General features: G+C 71.9%; 14 protein-coding genes and 5 tRNA genes. 8 read left to right on the top strand and 11 right to left on the bottom strand.

Annotated features, from left to right (window positions below; genetic code table 11):
- Window positions 1-16: 16 nt before the first annotated feature.
- The 9 genes from ABZ858_RS33855 to ABZ858_RS33815 form a co-directional block, all read right to left on the bottom strand.
- The gene (locus ABZ858_RS33855) at window positions 17-1,492 is read right to left on the bottom strand and encodes a mannosyltransferase family protein (RefSeq protein WP_361387589.1); all 1,476 of its coding nucleotides are present in this window, start codon (window positions 1,490-1,492) and stop codon (window positions 17-19) included.
- A gap of 71 nt (window positions 1,493-1,563) precedes the next feature.
- Complete coding sequence (locus ABZ858_RS33850; RefSeq protein WP_361387646.1) at window positions 1,564-2,730, bottom strand: hypothetical protein; 1,167 nt, start codon at window positions 2,728-2,730, stop codon at window positions 1,564-1,566.
- A gap of 219 nt (window positions 2,731-2,949) precedes the next feature.
- Window positions 2,950-3,423 (bottom strand): cellulase, encoded by a 474-nt coding sequence (locus ABZ858_RS33845; RefSeq protein WP_361387586.1) that lies wholly within the window; start codon window positions 3,421-3,423, stop codon window positions 2,950-2,952.
- Between the two features lie 10 nt (window positions 3,424-3,433).
- Window positions 3,434-3,940, bottom strand: coding sequence for a SigE family RNA polymerase sigma factor (locus ABZ858_RS33840; protein WP_361387583.1), 507 nt, complete (start codon window positions 3,938-3,940; stop codon window positions 3,434-3,436).
- A gap of 212 nt (window positions 3,941-4,152) precedes the next feature.
- A tRNA-Lys gene (locus ABZ858_RS33835) sits at window positions 4,153-4,225 on the bottom strand.
- Between the two features lie 103 nt (window positions 4,226-4,328).
- Window positions 4,329-5,885, bottom strand: a complete 1,557-nt coding sequence (locus ABZ858_RS33830) for an amino acid permease (protein ID WP_361387580.1) — start codon at window positions 5,883-5,885, stop codon at window positions 4,329-4,331.
- A 143-nt stretch (window positions 5,886-6,028) separates the two neighbouring features.
- Window positions 6,029-8,293: a DEAD/DEAH box helicase gene (locus tag ABZ858_RS33825; protein WP_361387577.1), complete on the bottom strand. Its 2,265-nt coding sequence runs from the start codon at window positions 8,291-8,293 to the stop codon at window positions 6,029-6,031.
- A gap of 208 nt (window positions 8,294-8,501) precedes the next feature.
- Window positions 8,502-9,080 carry a hypothetical protein gene (locus ABZ858_RS33820; protein WP_361387574.1) on the bottom strand — a complete coding sequence of 193 codons (579 nt, stop codon included), beginning with the start codon at window positions 9,078-9,080 and terminating at the stop codon, window positions 8,502-8,504.
- A gap of 90 nt (window positions 9,081-9,170) precedes the next feature.
- On the bottom strand, window positions 9,171-9,521 hold the full coding sequence (locus ABZ858_RS33815) for a metallopeptidase family protein (RefSeq protein WP_361387571.1): 351 nt from the start codon (window positions 9,519-9,521) through the stop codon (window positions 9,171-9,173).
- Window positions 9,522-9,676: 155 nt separating this feature from the next.
- Between ABZ858_RS33815 and ABZ858_RS33810 the strand changes: the two genes are divergently transcribed.
- The 6 genes from ABZ858_RS33810 to ABZ858_RS33785 all read left to right on the top strand — a co-directional run bounded on the left by ABZ858_RS33810 (window position 9,677) and on the right by ABZ858_RS33785 (window position 14,843).
- Window positions 9,677-9,749, top strand: a tRNA-Glu gene (locus ABZ858_RS33810).
- A 52-nt stretch (window positions 9,750-9,801) separates the two neighbouring features.
- Window positions 9,802-9,876 (top strand) — tRNA-Asp (locus tag ABZ858_RS33805).
- A 24-nt stretch (window positions 9,877-9,900) separates the two neighbouring features.
- Window positions 9,901-9,977: transfer RNA gene (locus tag ABZ858_RS33800), tRNA-Phe, on the top strand.
- Between the two features lie 115 nt (window positions 9,978-10,092).
- Window positions 10,093-14,118: an ATP-dependent RNA helicase HrpA gene (gene hrpA, locus ABZ858_RS33795; RefSeq protein WP_361387568.1), complete on the top strand. Its 4,026-nt coding sequence runs from the start codon at window positions 10,093-10,095 to the stop codon at window positions 14,116-14,118.
- 102 nt (window positions 14,119-14,220) lie between these two features.
- Window positions 14,221-14,295, top strand: a tRNA-Asp gene (locus ABZ858_RS33790).
- A 266-nt stretch (window positions 14,296-14,561) separates the two neighbouring features.
- Window positions 14,562-14,843, top strand: coding sequence for a DUF6274 family protein (locus tag ABZ858_RS33785; RefSeq protein WP_361387565.1), 282 nt, complete (start codon window positions 14,562-14,564; stop codon window positions 14,841-14,843).
- A 466-nt stretch (window positions 14,844-15,309) separates the two neighbouring features.
- On the opposite strand, the gene bldC is transcribed toward ABZ858_RS33785, so the two are convergent.
- Together bldC and ABZ858_RS33775 are read right to left on the bottom strand one after the other, a co-directional pair.
- The gene (gene bldC / locus ABZ858_RS33780; RefSeq protein WP_003949541.1) at window positions 15,310-15,516 is read right to left on the bottom strand and encodes a developmental transcriptional regulator BldC; all 207 of its coding nucleotides are present in this window, start codon (window positions 15,514-15,516) and stop codon (window positions 15,310-15,312) included.
- Window positions 15,517-16,049: 533 nt separating this feature from the next.
- A complete protein-coding gene (locus tag ABZ858_RS33775) occupies window positions 16,050-16,937 on the bottom strand; it encodes a hypothetical protein (protein WP_361387562.1) in 888 nt (295 codons plus the stop codon).
- Window positions 16,938-17,170: 233 nt separating this feature from the next.
- Here ABZ858_RS33775 and ABZ858_RS33770 point away from each other — a divergent pair, with 233 nt between their 5' ends.
- Both ABZ858_RS33770 and ABZ858_RS33765 read left to right on the top strand, forming a co-directional pair.
- The gene (locus tag ABZ858_RS33770) at window positions 17,171-18,271 is read left to right on the top strand and encodes a Glu/Leu/Phe/Val dehydrogenase dimerization domain-containing protein (RefSeq protein ID WP_361387559.1); all 1,101 of its coding nucleotides are present in this window, start codon (window positions 17,171-17,173) and stop codon (window positions 18,269-18,271) included.
- A gap of 296 nt (window positions 18,272-18,567) precedes the next feature.
- Window positions 18,568-18,828 (top strand): DUF3073 domain-containing protein, encoded by a 261-nt coding sequence (locus tag ABZ858_RS33765; protein WP_361387556.1) that lies wholly within the window; start codon window positions 18,568-18,570, stop codon window positions 18,826-18,828.
- The last annotated feature ends 106 nt before the right edge of the window (window positions 18,829-18,934 follow it).

Raw genomic sequence — 18,934 nt, 5'->3', positions numbered from 1 at the left:
CTGCGGCCCGGCGCGCTCAGCCGGCCCAGCGCCCCGAGGTGAAGAGCACCGCGATCACCACCGCCAGCGGCGCCACCACACCGGCGTACGCCTCCTTCACCCAGCGCCGCCGCAGGCTCCAGTGGGCCAGGCCGGTCCACAGCGGCCACCACAGCAGGGTGGCGCGCGGGATGGACAGGTACCAGTACGAGGTGCCCAGCGCCCAGAGGTTGAGCGCGATGTAGAGGGCCTCCGGCCAGCGGCGGCGGATCAGCAGCACGGCAAGGAGCAGCACCCCGACCGCCATGGCGGCCAGCTCCAGCTGGAACTCCACCGCGTACCCGGGGCTCTGCAGCCGGCCGAAGGCGTTCTGCCAGGTGTGGCGGAACGCCTCGGCGGGAGTGTGGAAGTCCCGGAACCAGCCCCGTTCCTCGGCGTGCTTCCAGGCCATCCAGTCACCGGTGTGCGCCCGCAGATAGACGGTGTACGCGGCGGCGGGCACGGCCGGCAGCAGGCACCAGCCCAGCGGGCGCAGCCACCGGAGCGCGGAGCCGCGCACGGGGGCCGGGGTGGGGGTGGGTGCGGAGGGATCGTCGTCGTCCGGGCGGTCCGGGGTGCGAAGGGCGAGCAGGAGTTCGGCCGCGATCGCGGCGGCCAGGAACAGGCCGCTGATCCGGACCGTGGTGGCGGCGGCGGTGAGCAGGCCGGCCAGCGGCCAGTTGCGGTGTTTCGCGGCGAGCCAGGCCGGCAGCGCGAAGGCGAGGAAGAGCGACTCGGTGTAGCCGGCGGCGAGGAACACCGCGGCGGGCGAGCACAGCAGGAAGGCTCCGGCGAGCCGCCCGGCCGCGTCACCGTCCGGCCGGCCGAGCCCGGCGATCCGGGCCAGGGCCACCACGGCCACGGCACCGCTCACCAGCGAGACCAGCAGTCCGGCGGCGGTCCAGTCGGGGACGAGGGTGTGCACCGCGCGCAGCACGAGCGGGAAGCCCGGGAAGAAGGCCACGCGGTTGTCGTGCGGGGTGTCGATGCCGGGGAACGGGGCGAAGTAGCCGTACTGGGCTATGTGCTGGTAGTGGACCCAGTCCCACTGCTCCCAGCGGGACAGCCAGGGAGCGGGGGTCCTGGCGTCGGGACCGGTCGGGGCCAGCCAGGCACCGGCGTAGGCGATGAGCCACAGTCCCAGCCGGGTGAAGAGGTACAGCCGCAGGACGCGGAGGTCGGTCGGGGTCAGCCGGTCGAGGAGGCGGCGCAGCCGCCGCGCTGCCGGGCCGCCGGGGGATCGGGAGTCGGCACGCGGCTCCGCGTCGGTATCCGATGACCCGGCTATGGGACCCGACGGCCCGGGTATGGGGTCCGCCGGCTCAGCTATGGGGCCCGACGGCTCCGACGCGTTGCCCGACGGCTCGGCTATGGGACCCGCCGGCTCCGACGCGTTGCCCGACGGTTCCGACGCGTTGCCCGACGGCTCGGCTGCGGTGCCCGACGGTTCGGTGGTGGGCGGGCTCGTGGTCATCGGGCGTCCGTTCCTGGAGAGTGCCGGGCGGGCGGGGGAAGGGGGACCGGCCGGGCGGCCGGGGGCCGCCGTCACGGCACGCCGAGTTCGAAGAGGCCGTACCCCGCGTACGAGCCGGAGGCCAGCGCGGCGATGCCGAGCAGGGTGAACAGCAGGGGCGGCCGCAGCCGGCGCAGGGCGACGGCGAGCGGCAGGAAGAGCGGGAAGGCGGGGAGCAGATAGCGCGAGACGTTGCCGAAGATCTGCTGGCTGCCGAGGACCAGGACCATGGTCACGACCGTGTAGACCACCAGCGTGACCGGCGGCCGCAGCCGGATCAGCAGCGGGAGCAGCGCGAGGGAGAGCAGGACGGCACCGACGCCGATCATGTCCGCGAACGGGTACGCGAAGAGGTAGTCGGAGTGGCCGACCGCGACGGAGGTGAGCACGTCGAGCGTCTGCTCGCCGTAGTCGAACGTGTGGGCCCACGCGCCGCGCTGCAGCGTGAAGTAGCCGCCAAGCTCGCCCATGCGCAGGCCCACCCAGGCGAGGTAGCCGAGCAGCCCGAGCGGGGCCACGGCCAGCGCGGTCACCGGCCGCCACACGCCGTCCTGGCGCCGGTGCAGCACGAGCACCGCGGCCACGGCCAGGGCGGCGATCAGCGCCACGGCGGTGGGCCGGTTGAGCCCGGCGGCAAAGGTGAGGAGACCGGCGGTGAGCCAGCGGCGGTCCAGGACGGCGTGGCAGGCCCATACGGCGAGGGCGACGTAGAGGGAGTCGGAGTAGACGGCCCACTCGATGCCGGAACCCGGCCACACCGCCCACAGCCCGGCCGCGGCGATCCCGGCCCGCCGGCCGCCGAGGCGTTCGGCGACGGCGTGGACGCCGAGCGCGGCGGCGAACGACGCCACGACGGATACCAGCAGGCCCGCGCCGTACAGGCCGAGGCCGGTCAGCTCGGAGACCAGCCGCATCAGCGCCGGGTAGAGCGGGAAGAACGCCGCCGAGTTCTCCTGCAGGGTGCCCAGGCCGGTCGCGCCGGGGACCGGGGTGAGCGCCGGGTGATAGCCGTGGGCGGCGATCTGCTGGTACCACCAGCCGTCCCAGGTGGCCAGTACGTCCCACGGGTGGGCACCGCCGCCGAAGCGGGGGGCCTTGGCGCGGTAGTCCCCGGCCGAGTCCAGCAGGTACATGAAGACGGCGAAGCCCGCGAGCTTCAGGCCGCCGTACGCCGCGAGGACGGGTCCGTGGCGGCGCAGCGCGCGGCGGGCCGCGGCACGCGGCGCCGGGCGGGTCCGGACGGCGCCCGGCGCGTGCGTACGGGCGGCGGTGGCGCTGTCGGCGGCCACGCCGGTCTCTGTCACGTGTCGTCCTTTTCCGTCTCTCCGTCTTTCCGTCTTTTCCGTGTGACCCTTCCGTCTTTTCCGTGCGGCTTTCCGTGGTGGAAGCGCAAGCGAAGGCGGAAGGTGGAAGGCGGGCTAGTCCGGCGGGCCGGTGGGCGTCGAGCCGCTGGGCGGTGGTGCGGTCGTCGAGGGCGGGGTGTGGGGGGCCGTGTGCGAACTGCGGCCGGACTCCGGGGGCTTGGTGCGGGCGGGCGAGGTCGTGCCGGCCGGTGGCGGGGGCGTGATGTCCGACGTCGGTGTCCCGCTCCGGGACAGGCCGGGCGTCGGTGACGTGTCCGGCGCGGCGGGGGCCGAGCCGGAGGACGGGCCCGACGCGGGCCGCGGCAGGGGCGCGCTCGGCTCGACGTGGACGCGGGCGCCGGGCAGGAGCAGCAGTCCGAGCCCGAGTCCGGTGACCGCCAGGGCGGAGCCGACGGCCCGCTGTGCCGTCCGGGCCCGGCGGCGGGCCCGGACCCCGTCCCGCAGCCGCTCCCGGTGGCGCGGCGCGAAGGCGGTGTGCTCCTCGGCGTCGCGCATCATCCGCGCCAGTTGCCGTTCGAAGTGGTCCATGGGTTCTCCTTCACCCCACCGGCTCGGTGGCGTCGGCCAGCAGCTGCCGCAGGCGCGCCACGCCGCGCGCGGTGTGCGACCGGGCCGTGCCCACCGGGCAGCCCAGCGTGTCCGCCACCTGCCGCTCGGAGAGGTCCTGGTAGTAGCGCAGCACCACCGCGGCCCGCTGCCGCGCGGGCAGCAGGGCGAGGGCGGCCTCCAGGCGGGAACGTTCCGCCACGGTCGCCGACACATCGCCGGTCACCGGCGTCTCGGGCAGCTGCTCGACGGGGCGCTCACCCCACCAGCGCCGCCGCGCCGAACGCGCCGCCGCCCGGACCATGACCGTGCGGACGTACGCCTCCGGGGCCTCCTCGGCCACCTTCGGCCAGACGAACCAGAGCTTGACCAGGGACTCCTGCACGAGGTCCTCCGCCCGGTGCCGGTCGCCGCCGGTGAGGAGCCGCGCGAGGTGCAGCAGCGCCGACCAGCGGGCCGCCACGAACTCGTCGAACTCACCCGCCCGAGCCTGTCGCATCCGCACCCGTCCCCGTCCTCGCCCGTCGCTTGCACTTGAGGAAAGACAGTGGCGGCGGCACTTCTATGCACTCAGGCCGTGTGATCCGGCTCACGGCCCGCCACGGGGGACGCGGGACGCCGCCGGGAACGTACCGCCCGGCCGCGGTACGGGAGCTGACGGGGACGCACCGAGCCCCAGGCCGGGAGGTGTCCGGCCTGGGGCTCGTTCGGTAGGCCCTGTGGGACTCGAACCCACAACCAATGGATTAAAAGTCCACTGCTCTGCCAATTGAGCTAAGGGCCCAGGCGGTGTTGCCTCCCCGAGCATAGCCCGAGGAGGCCGCGACGCCGATCGGGTATCGGGGAGGCACGCGGAGCGAGCGGGGTGCGCGGGGTGCGCGGCCGGGTCAGGGGTCCGCTCGTCCGGCGGCCGGGGCGGGTGTTCCGGGGCGGCGGGAGCGGGTGCGTTCGTGGGAGGGGTCGAGGAACCAGTGGCGGGCCGAGACCAGCCACCAGACGGCGGCGAAGCCGAGGACGACCAGGACGGCGACCGGGGCGTAGTTGAAGGTCTCCCAGGTGACCGGGGAGACCTGGGGCAGCATGAAGAGGACGGTGATGACGCCGACCCAGGTCACCGCCACGATCCCGATCGGCCGGGACCAGCGGCCCAGGTGCCAGGGGCCGCGGTCGAAGGCGTCGCCCTTGCGCACCCGCAGCAGGGTGGGGATGACGTAGGCGATGTAGAGGCCGATCACCGCGATCGAGGTCACGGCGGCGTACGCGGTCTCGTTGATGAGGTACGGCAGACCGAGGACCAGGGCGCCGAGCGCGGCCAGCCACACCGCCGCGACCGGGGTGCGGGTGCGCGGGCCGACCGTGTGCCAGAGGTGCGAGAAGGGCAGCGCGCCGTCGCGGGAGAAGGCGTAGATCATGCGGCTGTTGGCGGTCACCGAGGCCATGCCGCAGAACAGTTGCGCGCCGATCACCACGAGCAGCAGCAGCTTGCCCGCCGTCGCGCCGAGCGCGTCGAGCAGGATCTGCGCGGGCGGCGCGCCGGTCGGGGAGGCCAGCTCCTTGCCGTAGTCCTGGATGGCGTAGGTGAAGCCGAGCAGCAGCACGAGACCGGCGATCCAGGAGGTCCAGATGGAACGGACGATGCCCTTGGGCCCGGCCGTGGAGGCGTCGTGGGTCTCCTCGGTCATGTGGGCGGAGGCGTCGTAGCCGGTGAAGGTGTACTGCGCCATCAGCAGGCCGAGCAGGACGACGTACGTCCCGCTGCCCCAGCCGGTGTTGTTCACGAAGTGGGTGAGGACGAAGGACGTGGAGCGGTGGTGGTCCGGTACGAAGGCCAGCGCGGCCACGATGACGGCGACCCCGAGGACGTGCCACCACACGCTGACGCTGTTGAGGAAGGCGACGATGCGCACGCCGAAGGTGTTCAGCAGGCCGTGCAGGACCAGGATCGCGGCGAAGAGCAGGACCGTGCGGCCGGGGGTGACCTCGAAGCCGAACTGGAGGTTCAGATAGGCGCCCAGGAAGGAGGCGGCGCCGAAGTCGACCCCGGCCGTCACCGCCACCTGGCCCAGCACGTTGAACCAGCCCGTGAACCAGGCCCACGCGGCGGCCGAGCGCGGCGGCGCCAGCCGGTGGGCCCAGAAGTAGAGGCCGGCGGAGGTCGGGTACGCCGAGCAGATCTCGGCCATCGACAGGCCGACGACCAGCGTCATCAGGCCCACGCCCACCCAGCCCCAGGTGATCACGGCGGGGCCGCCGGTGTTCATCCCGAAGAGGTAGAGCGTCAGGCAGCCGGACAGCACGGAGATGATCGTGAAGGAGACCGCGTAGTTGGCGAACGCCGACATGCGGCGGGCGAGGACCTGCGTGTAGCCGAGCTGGGCCAGCCGCTCCTCGTCCGACAGCCCGCCCTCCCTGTTCTCCCTGGTCACTCTGGCGTCATCTGTCATGCCCCCAGCAATTCCCTGGGCGGAGCCGTGACATGCGCCGCCCGGTGACGGAAAAGGGCCCGCACGACGGATGTCGTACGGGCCCTCCTGGTCACCGGGCGGTCACCTCACCGGGTGAGGTCACCCGGTGACCTCACCGGATGTCAGCCGTTGCGCTTCCAGCGCGGCTTGTCCTCGCGGCGGCCGAAGGAGCCGCCGCCGCGGTGGTCGTCACGGCGGCCGTAGGGGCGCTCGTGGCCGCCGGTGCGGAAGCCGGGACGGTCGCCGCCCTGGCGGTCGCGGTTGAACGGACGGTCGCTGCCGCGGTGCCCGCCGCGCTCGTCGCGCCGCGCCGGACGGTCGTCGCGGCGGAAACCGCCCCGGTCGTCACGGCGCTCGAAGGAACGGGGAGCGCGGTCACGGTTGTCGCGGTCCCGGTCGCGGTTGAAGCCGCCCCGGTCGTCGCGGCGCTCGAAGGAACGGCCACCGCGGTCACGGTCCCGGTCGAAGGAACGCTCGCCCCGGTCGTCCCGGCGGAAGCCGCCGCGGTCCCGGTTGTCGCGCTCCCGGTCGAAGCCACGGCCACCGCGGTCGTCACGGCGGTCGAAGGAACGGGGAGCGCGGTCACGGTCACGGTCCCGGTTGAAGCCGCCCCGGTCGTCACGGCGCTCGAAGGAACGGCCACCGCGATCACGGTCCCGGTCACGGTCGAAAGAACGCTCGCGGTCGAAGGAACGGTCCCGGTCGAACGAACGCCCGCCCCGGTCGTCCCGCCGCTCCCGGCGCTCGTACGACGACGAAGCCGCCGGACGCTCCTCGCGGCCGAACCGCTCGGACCGCTCGGTGCGCTCGGTCCGCTCGACGCGCTCGGTACGGTCCGCGCGGTCGACGTCCTGCGCCGCCGGCTGCTCCGGCACCGACACCTCGGCCGCCTGCTCGACGACCGCCTGCGCCTCGGTCACCGCGGCCTCCGGGTCCTCGCCGCGCTCGCGGGCGGCCCGGGCGACCAGCCGGTCGGACTCCTCGCGCAGCTCGCTCGCGCGCCGCTGCGCACGCTCCAGCTGCTTGGTCAGGTGGGCGACCTCGCGCTCGGCCTGCTCGGCCGCGTTGCCCGCGGACTCGGCCTGCACCTCGGTCATCGACCGGGCGCCGGTGATCTCGGCGACCTCCGGGTCGAAGGCCGCGCCGCCCTGGATGATGTGGCGCGAGGCGTCGACGCCCGCGTCCTCCATGAGGCGGAAGATCTGGCGGCGCTGGTGCGGCAGGGACAGGGAGACCACGGTGCCGGTGCGGCCCGCGCGGGCCGTGCGCCCCGCGCGGTGCAGGTAGTCCTTGTGGTCGCCGGCCGGGTCGACGTTCAGCACGAGGTCGATGCCGTCGACGTGGATGCCGCGCGCGGCGACGTCGGTGGCGACCAGGACGTTGACGTACCCGTCCTTGAAGTCGGCCAGGGTGCGGGTGCGGGCGCCCTGGGTCATGCCGCCGTGCAGCGCGTCCGCCTTCGCACCGGCGTCGCGCAGCTGCTCGGCCACGCGGTCGGCGCCGAGCTGGGTGCGCACGAAGATGATGGTGCGGCCCTTGCGGGAGGCGATGGCCGAGGTGACCGGCGCCTTGTCCTTGGGCTTCACGATGAGGATGTGGTGCGACATGGTCGTCACCGCGCCCTGCGCCGCGTCGACCTCGTGGCTCACCGGGTCGGTGAGGTAGCGGTCGACGAGGGTCTTGATCTCGTTCTCCATGGTGGCGGAGAAGAGCATCCGCTGGCCGCCCGCGGGGACCTGGTCGAGCAGCTCGGTGACCTCGGGCAGGAAGCCCAGGTCGGACATCTGGTCGGCCTCGTCGAGGACGGCGATCTTCACGTCCTCCAGCGAGCAGGCGCCGCGGTTGATGATGTCGCGCAGCCGGCCCGGGGTGGCGACGAGGATGTCGACGCCCTTCTCCAGGGCGTAGATCTGGTTGCCCATGGAGGTACCGCCGCAGACGACCTTCATCTTCAGGCCGACGACGTCGCCGTAGGGCTGGAGCGCGTCGGCGACCTGCATCGCCAGCTCGCGGGTCGGGGTGAGGATGACGGCGCGCGGCTTGTGCTTCTGGGTGCGGCCGCCGGCCAGGGTGGCCAGGGTCGGCAGGCCGAAGGAGAGGGTCTTGCCGGAGCCGGTGCGGCCCCGGCCCAGGATGTCCTTGCCGGCCAGGGCGTCCGGGATGGTCGCGGCCTGGATCGGGAAGGGGGTGGTCACGCCGTTCTGCGCGAGCTTGCGCACGACGCCCTCGGGCAGGCCGAGGTCGGCGAAGGTCAGCTCGGGGGCCTCGGGAGCCTCGGGGGTCTCGGGAGCCTGCGAGGTCTCGCCCTGCTGGGCGGTCTCGTGGCCTTCGAGGGTGTCCTCGGTGCTCTCGGGCACGACGACGTGATCAGTACTGGCAATGGACATGCGAATGCGAAACCTTCCGGAGTCTCGTCGGCACGCGCCCGTCAACTCCGTGTTTCGCACCACGACCGCCTCGATGCGGTCCGCCACGGCAAGGGAGAGTACGCGCCACACGGCGCGCTCTTCGGGGGCGCCGGGCAAATGGGATCAAACGATCTACCACCATACGCACCCTCCACCCCCGAAGGCAAACCGGCACCGTATCCGCAGGTCAGGCGCCCACACCAGCACGCCACTTCTCCAGCCGGTCCGACTCCGGCGCCGGCTGCTCCCAGCGCGCGGCCCGGCCCAGCTGCTCCATCTGCGTCAGCTGCGGTCCCGTCCCGTCGTGCGCCGAGGACGACGGCTCGGCCTGCGTCGGGTCCGGCGAGGCCGGGGCGGGGGGCGTGGTCACCGGCGGCGGATCGACCGGGGCGGTGGTGCGCGGCGGCACCGGCACGGCCTCCGTCGGCGTCGGCTCGCCCGCCTTCGGCGGTGTCCCCCGCTTCCCCGGCGTACCCGAGGAGCCGCTCGGCGCGGGGGACGAGGCCCCCGGCGCGGACGGCGATCCGGCGCCGCCGTCCTTGCCGCCGCGCCCGTGCTTGCCGTCGCCCGGGAGCCCGGCCCGCCCCGCCGCGCCCCCGGACACCACCGGGCCGCCGCCTGAGCCGTGGCCGCCGTCCGGCCCGGCGGAGTGCGCGGGCCGGCCGCCGCCGTCGTCGGCGGCCTCCCCCACGCTCATGCAGCCCGTGGCGGCCGTGAGGGCGGCGGCCGCGGCGACGAGACGGACGGATACGTACAAGGGGCGCACGGGAGCCACCTCCGGGAGGACGACGTCGCCGTGCCCAACTCCCCGCGCCCGCAAGAGGACACGCCGAGGACCCGGGCGGCACCCGGATCGTCAGCCGTAGCCCAGGGCGTGCAGCCGGGTGTCATCGATCCCGAAGTGGTGGGCGATCTCGTGCACCACGGTGACCTCCGTCTCCGCGACCACGTCCTCGCGCGTCTCGCACATCCGCAGCGTCGGCCCGCGGTAGACCGTGATCCGGTCGGGCAGCACCCCCGCGTACCACTCCCCGCGCTCCGTCAGCGGGGTGCCCTCGTACAGCCCGAGCAGCCCGGGGTCACCGGCGGGCGGCTCGTCCTCGACGAACACCGCGACGTTGTCCATCAGCCGCGTCAGCTCCGGCGGGATCCGGTCGAGGGCCTCGGCGACCAGTTCCTCGAACTCCTCGCGCGTCATCTCCAGCACAGCCCCATTGTCCGGCACCGGCCCCCCGGAGGCTCCCGCCGTGCGCGCGGCACCCCGCCGCGCCCCCGGGCGGAAACGGTTTTGGCGATACCCCCCGCCATCCCATATGCTTCTCACGTCCCCGACGCGCTGAGAAGCGCCCAGGCGGGCCGATAGCCCTCATCGTCTAGCGGCCTAGGACGCCGCCCTTTCAAGGCGGTAGCACGGGTTCGAATCCCGTTGGGGGCACGCAGTACGGTGTGCGACACTTACGTTCGTCGGTTCGCACAGCGCGCCACAAGGTCCTGTGGAGCAGTTTGGAGTGCTCGCCACCCTGTCAAGGTGGAGGCCGCGGGTTCAAATCCCGTCAGGACCGCTGAGGTTTCACGTGAAACCTCGTGGCTGGGTAGCTCAGTTGGTACGAGCGATCGCCTGAAAAGCGATAGGTCGCCGGTTCGACCCCGGCCCCAGCCACCACCGCCCTCACCAGGGCCCGCACCCCCTCCGGAAGCTTCCGGAGGGGGTGTTCTCGTCTCAGCCACCGGCAAATCATTCGCGCCGGATTTCACCGAGGTGAGATCCTGGATCGCGTATGTCTACGCACCCCGCCCCCGCCCTGGGCGCCCTCGCCTCCCGTCTGGCCGAGCTGTCGCTGCGCGACGCGCACCGGCTCGGACGCAGGCTCGAAGGCGCGCGCAAGATCCGTAAGCCGGAGGCCCGGGCCGCCGTCCTCGCCGAGATCGAGGCGGAGGCCGACCGGGCCGCGGAGCGCATGGCCGCCCGGCGCTCCCGTGTGCCCGCCATCGGCTACCCCGAGCAGCTGCCGGTCAGCCAGAAGAAGGACGAGATCGCGGCGGCCATCCGCGATCACCAGGTCGTCATCGTGGCCGGCGAGACCGGCTCCGGGAAGACCACGCAGATCCCCAAGATCTGCATGGAGCTGGGCCGGGGCGTGCGCGGCATGATCGGGCACACCCAGCCCCGCCGGATCGCGGCCCGCACGGTCGCCGAGCGGATCGCCGAGGAGCTGGACACCCCGCTCGGCGAGGCCGTCGGCTGGAAGGTGCGGTTCACCGACCAGGTCGACCCGGAGGCCACCTTCGTCAAGCTGATGACGGACGGCATCCTGCTCGCCGAGATCCAGACCGACCGCGAGCTGCGCGCCTACGACACGATCATCATCGACGAGGCCCACGAGCGGTCCCTGAACATCGACTTCCTGCTCGGCTACCTGGCGCAGCTGCTGCCCAAGCGGCCCGACCTCAAGGTCGTCATCACCTCGGCCACCATCGACCCCGAGCGCTTCTCCCGGCACTTCGGCGACGCCCCGATCGTCGAGGTCAGCGGGCGGACGTACCCCGTGGAGGTGCGCTACCGGCCGCTCCTGGAGGAGGACTCCGAGGACGCCGACCGGGACCAGATCACCGCGATCACCGACGCCGTCGAGGAACTGATGGGCGAGGGCTCCGGGGACATCCTGGTCTTCCTCTCCGGGGAGCGGGAGATCCGCGACACCGCGGACGCGCTCACCAAGAAGCAGTACCCCCGCGCCGGAGGCGCTGATGGGCAGAGCACAGAAGTGCTGCCGCTGTACGCGCGGCTCTCGCACGCCGAGCAGCACCGGGTCTTCCAGCCGCACACCGGCCGCCGGATCGTGCTGGCCACCAACGTCGCCGAGACGTCTCTGACCGTCCCCGGCATCAAGTACGTCATCGACCCCGGCTTCGCCCGGATCTCCCGCTACAGCCACCGCACCAAGGTGCAGCGGCTGCCCATCGAGCCGGTCTCGCAGGCCAGCGCCAACCAGCGCAAGGGCCGCTGCGGCCGTACCTCCGACGGTGTCTGTATCCGGCTCTACAGCGAGGACGACTTCCTGGCCCGGCCGGAGTTCACGGACGCGGAGATCCTGCGTACCAACCTGGCCTCCGTCATCCTCCAGATGACCGCGGCCGGCCTCGGGGACATCGAGAAGTTCCCGTTCATCGACCCGCCGGACCACCGCAACATCCGCGACGGCGTGCAACTGCTCCAGGAGCTGGGCGCGCTCGACCCCGAGCAGAAGGACCCGCGCAAGCGGCTCACCGAGACCGGCCGCAAGCTCGCCCAGCTGCCCGTGGACCCCCGGCTGGCCCGGATGGTCCTGGAGGCGGACCAGAACGGCTGCGCGCGCGAGGTCATGGTGATCGCGGCGGCGCTGTCCATCCAGGACCCCCGCGAGCGGCCCGCCGACAAGCAGACCCAGGCCGACCAGCAGCACGCCCGGTTCCGGGACGAGAGCAGCGACTTCCTCGCCTTCCTCAACCTCTGGCGCTATCTGCGCGAGCAGCAGAAGGAGCGGGGCTCCTCGTCGTTCCGGCGCATGTGCAAGCAAGAGTTCCTGAACTTCCTGCGCATCCGCGAATGGCAGGACATCTACTCCCAGCTGCGCACGGTCGCCAAGCAGATGGGCATCCGCATCGACGACGGGGATGCCCCCGGCGACCGCGTCCACATCTCCCTGCTCGCCGGCCTGCTCTCGCACATCGGCATGAAGGACGTGAAGGAGTCCAAGGACTCCGGCCAGCAGCAGGGCCGCAGGGACGGCGGCGGCCGGGGCGAGTACCTGGGCGCCCGCAACGCCAAGTTCGCGATCTTCCCCGGCTCGGCGCTGTTCAAGAAGCCGCCGCGGTTCGTGATGTCGGCGGAGCTGGTGGAGACGAGCCGGCTGTGGGCGCGGGTCAACGCGAAGATCGAGCCCGAGTGGGTCGAACCGCTGGCCGGCCATCTGCTCAAGCGCACCTACAGCGAACCGCACTGGGAGAAGGACCAGGCCGCGGTGATGGCGTACGAGAAGGTCACGCTGTACGGCGTGCCGATCGTGGCCCAGCGCAAGGTGAACTACGGGCGGGTCGACCCGGAGGTCAGCCGGGAGCTTTTCATCCGCAACGCGCTGGTCGAGGGCGACTGGCGCACGCACCACAAGTTCTTCGCCGACAACCGCCGGCTGCTCAGCGAGGTGGAGGAGCTGGAGCACCGGGCGCGGCGCCGGGACATCGTGGTCGACGACGAGACGCTGTACGACTTCTACGACCAGCGGGTGCCCGAGCACGTCGTCTCCGGCGCGCACTTCGACTCCTGGTGGAAGCGGAAGCGCACCGAGCAGCCCGACTTCCTGGACTTCGAGCGGGAGATGCTCATCCGGGAGTCGGCGGAGGCGGTCACCAAGGCCGACTACCCGGACTCCTGGCGGCAGGGCAACCTGAAATTCCGGGTGACGTACCAGTTCGAGCCGGGCGCGGACGCGGACGGCGTGACCGTGCACATCCCGCTCCAGGTGCTCAACCAGGTCACCGACGAGGGCTTCGACTGGCAGATCCCGGGACTGCGCGCGGAGGTCGTCACCGAGCTGATCCGCTCGCTGCCCAAGCCGATCCGGCGCCACTACGTGCCCGCGCCGAACTACGCCAAGGCGTTCCTGGACCGGGCGGTCCCGCTCCAGGAGCCGCTGGCCACGACCATGGCGCGCGAGCTGAAACGCATGGTCGGCGTGCCCTTCGAGGCCGAGGACTTCGACTGGTCCCGGGTCCCCGACCATCTGAAGATCACCTTCCGGATCGTCGACGAGCGGCGCCGCAAGCTCGCCGAGGACAAGGACCTCGAAGCCCTCAAGCTGAAGCTCCGGCCGAAGGCGCGCCAGGCCCTGTCCCAGGCCGCAGCGGCGACCGCCGAGCGCAGCGGCGGCGAGTCGCTGGAGCGCACCGGGCTGACCGACTGGACGATCGGCTCGCTCAGCCGGGTCTTCGAGACCCGCCGGGCCGGCCAGCCGGTCAAGGCCTACCCGGCGCTCGTCGACGACGGCCCGGCGGCGGACACGGTCTCGGTACGGCTCTTCGACAGCGAGGCCGAGCAGGCCGAGGCGATGTGGCGGGGCACCCGGCGGCTGATCCTGCGCAACATCCCGGTCAGCCCGGCCAAGTTCGCCTCCGAGAAGCTGACGAACCAGCAGAAGCTGGGGCTGTCCGCCAATCCGCACGGCTCGATCCAGGCGCTCTTCGACGACTGCGCCATGGCGGCGGCGGACCGGCTGATCGCGGACTTCGGCGGCCCGGCCTGGGACGAGGAGTCGTACCGGAAGCTGTACGACAAGGTGCGCGCCGAGATCGTGGACCTGACCGTGCGGACGGTGGGCCAGGTGCAGCAGGTGCTGGCCGCCTGGCAGGCCTGCGAGCGCCGGCTCAAGGGCGTGCGCAGCCCCGCGCTGCTGGCCAACCTGGCGGATGTGCGGCAGCAGTTGGACGCGCTGGTCAAGCCCGGTTTCGTCACCGGGGCGGGGATACGGCGGCTGCCCGACCTGATGCGCTATCTGGTCGCCGCCGACCGCCGCCTGCAGCAGATGCCGACCGGCGTCCAGCGCGACACCACGCGGATGGAGAAGGTCCAGGAGATGCGCGACGAGTACGCGTGGCTCCTGGAGCAGCTGCCGCAGGGCCGGCCGGTGCCGCAGCAGGTGCGGGACATCCGCTGGATGATCGAGGAGTTGCGGGTCAGCTACTTCGCCCACGCGCTGGGCACGGCCTACCCGGTCTCCGACAAGCGGATCGTGAAGGCGATCGACGCGGCGGTCCCGTCCCGCTCCTGAGCGCGTGACGGGACGGGCACACCAAGTGAGTTCGACCAGGCGGCCCGCCTCCTGTAGAGTCTCATCTCGCAGCGCAACGAGAGATCAAGCGCCGCGAAACCTGGTCCTGTGGAGCAGTTTGGAGTGCTCGCCACCCTGTCAAGGTGGAGGCCGCGGGTTCAAATCCCGTCAGGACCGCAGCAAGGAAGGCCCGCTTCTGGTAGCAGAAGCGGGCCTTTCTCGTACAGCCGTCCCTCCACGGTGGAGGCCGCGCCCGCGGCGGAGCCGCGATCGGACACAGCAAATCCCGTCAGGACCGCAGCAAGGAAGGCCCGCATCCGGCGACGGACGCGGGCCTTCTTCGTGTCCGGCTTCGTGTTCCCGTCGCCCTGCGCGGTCTTGACGGCGGCACTTTCCCTCGGTACCTCAGAAGCAGGGCCCCCACGGCTCGCTGGAGGTGGCGTATGGCTGCATCGGCACCGGCATCCGCATCGGCCGGGCACAGGACACGGGCGTTGCTCCGCGCCCACCTCGCGGCCGCCTCGTCGTACCGCCACCTCACCCGCCACTGTCCCGTCTGCCACCGCCTGCTGCGCCTGACGATGGACAGCGCTCCCCTGGAGGCTCCTGGCGACGTCCCTGACGCCCGCGAGACCCCCAGGACCCCCGAGGCGGCCCTGGACCCGCTGCGGGAGCCGGACCCGCTGCCGGACGCGCTGCGGGGCGAGCCCTCCTCGATGGCGTGAAGCGGCCGGGCCTGGTCCCGAACTCCCCTGCGGGCGTGGGGCGGTGGAACCGGAGACTCCTTTAGCGCACCGCGTCGGCGTGCGACAAGCGGCTCGCCGTGTGATGGGTGTCACCACGCGAGTTTTCGAAAGTTCAGTCCTTACACCCCTCCTACAAGGGGTCAATTTAATATGTGCAATTGCACTTGGTTCCCGAGGTCGCCCACCGAGGATCCGCCACCCCTCCCCAGGGTCCGACAAGGCCGCTCACAGAACCCTCGCCCGGCCCCCGCGAGGCGCACAAAAAAGATCGCGCTGGACCCGGCGGAGTCCAGCGCGATCGACGACGCACCCTGTTCACTTGCCTGAAGAGCTCTGACGGCCTGGGCGTGGACCCTGTTGGGGCAGGACCCGCGTCGCTTGGAGCTGTGGGCCGGACAGGACGGCCGATTGGGGGGTCGGTCGGTATGTCCGGTTATGGAGTTGTTCAGGCCTCGCTGCGCTGCTGCGGGATGCCCGCGAGCAGAGCGCGGACCTCGGCCTCGCGGTAACGGCGGTGCCCGCCGAGCGTGCGAATCGACGTGAGCTTGCCGGCCTTCGCCCAGCGCGTGACCGTCTTGGGGTCGACGCGGAACATGGTGGCGACCTCAGCGGGGGTCAGCAGCGGCTCGGCATCAGGGGTGCGAGCGGTCATGAGCGGCCTCCTCGGGAGAACCGAACCTTCTCGGTTCTTTCCTCTAAATTCTGCACCTTGACCCGCGTTGCCCGAAATGGCGGACGCGAGTCGAGTCGGTTATAGGACGAACGGCTTGTCCTCGGCACTACAACTACACCATCTGTCCAGCCGCGTCGGCCAAACCGATGGAATTGCCCTCCCAGGTGTTCATCAGCGACGGATGCCGATGGACCATGCCATAGCGGACAGTCACGCCACTGTGACGATCAGTCACAGGGCGATCAGGAAGTCACCAGACCCCCCAAAGCGTGCAATGCTGAGATTCCACCCGAAGCGGAGCATAGGTGGGCGGAAGGAGCCCTCCCCGGGCTCCTTGTCCTATTTTGGCATGGGGAAGGGCAACCGAGGCAAGGGTCTTGTAAGTGCAGTCCGTCACCCTTGACACAAAAGCCCGGAACGACACCTACGTCCCGTCAGTTCGGACAAGGGGGCTCTGACCGTACGCTGTTCGATACTGTTCGGGCCGTGACGCAGGTCACTTCCGGGGCGCGTCAGTTGGCCGACCGCAGGTCGCGCACCGCCCGCCAGCGCTCCAGGAGCCGTCCGTAGGCCTCCCCCGCGGCCGCCCCGTCGCCCTGGCGCAGCGCCTCGACCCCCTCGGCCACATCGGCCGCCGAATGATCGCCCTCCAGGTCACCGGCCGGCAGCACGTGCACCAGCCCCCCGTAGTCCAGTTCCACCAGCGAGCGCGGGTGGAACTCCTCCAGCCAGCGGCCCACGTCCACGACGCCGTCGATCAGCGGCCCCTCGTCGATCGCGTCGCGCAGCGTCCGCAGGGTGCGCGCCACCCGCCGCCGGGCCTGCACCATCGGCGTCCGGTAGCGCAGCGCAGGCACCTCGGCCCCGAAGTCGCCCGGGCCCCCGGCGTCCGGGCCGGCCGGCTCGGCGCCGGTGCCCTTGGCGTACTCGCGCTCCTCGTCGGAAACCAGGACGAACCAGTGCAGCGGCACCTGCCAGGTCGCCGTGCGGATCCAGGGGCGGGCGTCGGGGTTGCGGGCCAGCCAGCGCTCGTAGTCCTGCGCGGCCTGCCGCCGTACGACCGGGGGCAGCACCGCGTCCAGGACCACCGCCGGCAACTCCCCGGACAGCTCGTCCAGCGCCTGCCAGCCGCGCAGCCGGGTGCGCCAGGGGCAGACGCAGACCACCCCGTCGACGTCGAGCACGAAGGCGTCCCGGCTCTCGTGCACCGGCACCGCCACCGGCGGGACGGGCAGCAGATCGGCCAGTGAACGGCGCAGTTCGTCCTGGTAGGAGGGGCGGTCGGGACGGCGGGCGTAGCGCGCCCAGTGGCTGCGCTCAGGCTCCGCGAAGGCGGCCAGCGGCTCGTAGACGCGCAAGTAGGCCGCGTACGGGACGACCACCGAGGACACCTTGGGCACGCCTTGCTCCCTCCCCATCGGACCGGGCCCGAAACCCGCCCGGCCCGCGCCCGGACGGACGGAAAACCACTGCAAATCGTGCCACGTCCGGGCGGGAAGGTACTTCCTGGGAGGGTGATCCGGACCACTGCACCGGTGGCGGGCGGAGTCAGGGTCTACTCTCCTGCCACAGCCCCCGCCACCCGTACGGGGACGACCCACCACCCGCCGCTACTTACCCGGGAGTCACCACCGTGACCGACGTAACCGGCGCGCACGCTGACGTACTGCACACCCTGTTCCGCACGGAGCAGGGCGGCCACGAACAAGTCGTGCTCTGCCAGGACCGCGCCAGCGGCCTCAAGGCCGTCATCGCCCTCCACTCCACCGCCCTGGGCCCCGCGCTCGGCGGCACCCGCTTCTACCCGTACGCGAGCGAGCAGGAGGCCGTCGCCGACGCGCTCAACCTCGCCCGCGGCATGTCGTACAAGAACGCCCTGGCCGGGCTCGACCACGGCGGCGGCAAGGCCGTGATCATCGGCGATCCGGAGCTGGTCAAGACCGAGGAACTGCTGCTCGCCTACGGGCGGTGCGTGGCCTCGCTCGGCGGGCGCTACGTCACCGCGTGCGACGTCGGCACGTACGTGGCCGACATGGACGTGGTGGCGCGCGAGTGCCGCTGGACCACCGGCCGCTCCCCCGAGAACGGCGGCGCGGGCGACTCGTCCGTGCTGACCGCGTTCGGTGTCTACCAGGGCATGCGGGCCAGCGCCCAGCACCTGTGGGGCGACCCCGTGCTGCGCGGCCGCAAGGTGGGCGTCGCGGGGGTGGGCAAGGTGGGGCACCACCTCGTGCGGCACCTGCTGGACGAGGGCGCCGAGGTCGTGATCACGGACGTGCGGCCGGAGGCCGTGCAGCGGGTCGTCGAGGCGCACCCGTCGGTCGGCCGGGCCGCCGACACCGACGCGCTGATCCGCACCGAGGGGCTCGACATCTACGCCCCCTGCGCCCTCGGCGGCGCGCTGAACGACGTGTCGGTGCCGCTGCTCACCGCGAAGGTGGTGTGCGGCGCGGCCAACAACCAGCTCGCGCACCCGGGGGTGGAGAAGGACCTCGCCGACCGCGGGATCCTCTACGCGCCGGACTACGTGGTGAACGCCGGCGGTGTCATCCAGGTCGCCGACGAGCTGCACGGCTTCGACTTCGAGCGCTGCAAGGCGAAGGCCGCGAAGATCTTCGACACCACGCTCGCAATCTTCGCACGTGCGAAGGAAGACGGGATTCCGCCGGCCGCGGCGGCCGACCGGATCGCCGAGCAGCGGATGGCGGAGGCGCGCGCGGCGCGCACGCGGTGAGAGCCCGCGTACCGTACGGATGACCGGTACCCGCCGGAGGCCGGTTGGAGAGAACTCTCACTTCCACCGGCGGGTCGCCCTCGGATAAGTGGTTAAAATCGCCACTGACCAGCGAGGACGGGGCACCTCGCTGGTTCTGCGCACACGCGCGTCCTACGGGCGACGTACCGTATGGCCGCGGGCTCAGGTACCGTGGAAGCCCTACGGACCGGTCTCTCTGCGGAGAGCCCGTTCCGGAACATGAACGCGTGTCAGACTCTGGGGCCATCGAGCCCCGTCGTTGAGGGGGTCGAGCCATGGGGCGCGGCCGGGCCAAGGCCAAGCAGACGAAGGTCGCCCGCCAGCTGAAGTACAACAGCGGTGGGACTGACCTCTCACGCCTGGCCGAGGAGCTGGGCGCATCGACGTCGAATCCGGCGCCGCCGACGAACGGCGACCGCGACCGGTTCGAGGACGATGAGCAAGACGACGACCTGTACGCACGGTACGCCGACCTCTATGAGGACGACGACGAGGACGAGCAGGACCAATCCTCACAACACCGGCGCGGCGCCTGACGCCTGCAGCTTTTCTGCTGCTTCACGCGAATCGCAGGTTCTGCACTTCACCCGGTCCGGCGCCGCCAGCGCCGGACCGGGTTTTGTGCTGCCGTCACCGGCTCGT

It is taken from the genome of Streptomyces sp. NPDC047017, from assembly GCF_040644175.1.
In the GTDB taxonomy this organism is placed as follows: Bacteria; Actinomycetota; Actinomycetes; order Streptomycetales; family Streptomycetaceae; genus Streptomyces.
Note: the sequence above shows the minus strand (reverse complement) of the source record. Positions and strands in the feature narration are given on the sequence as shown.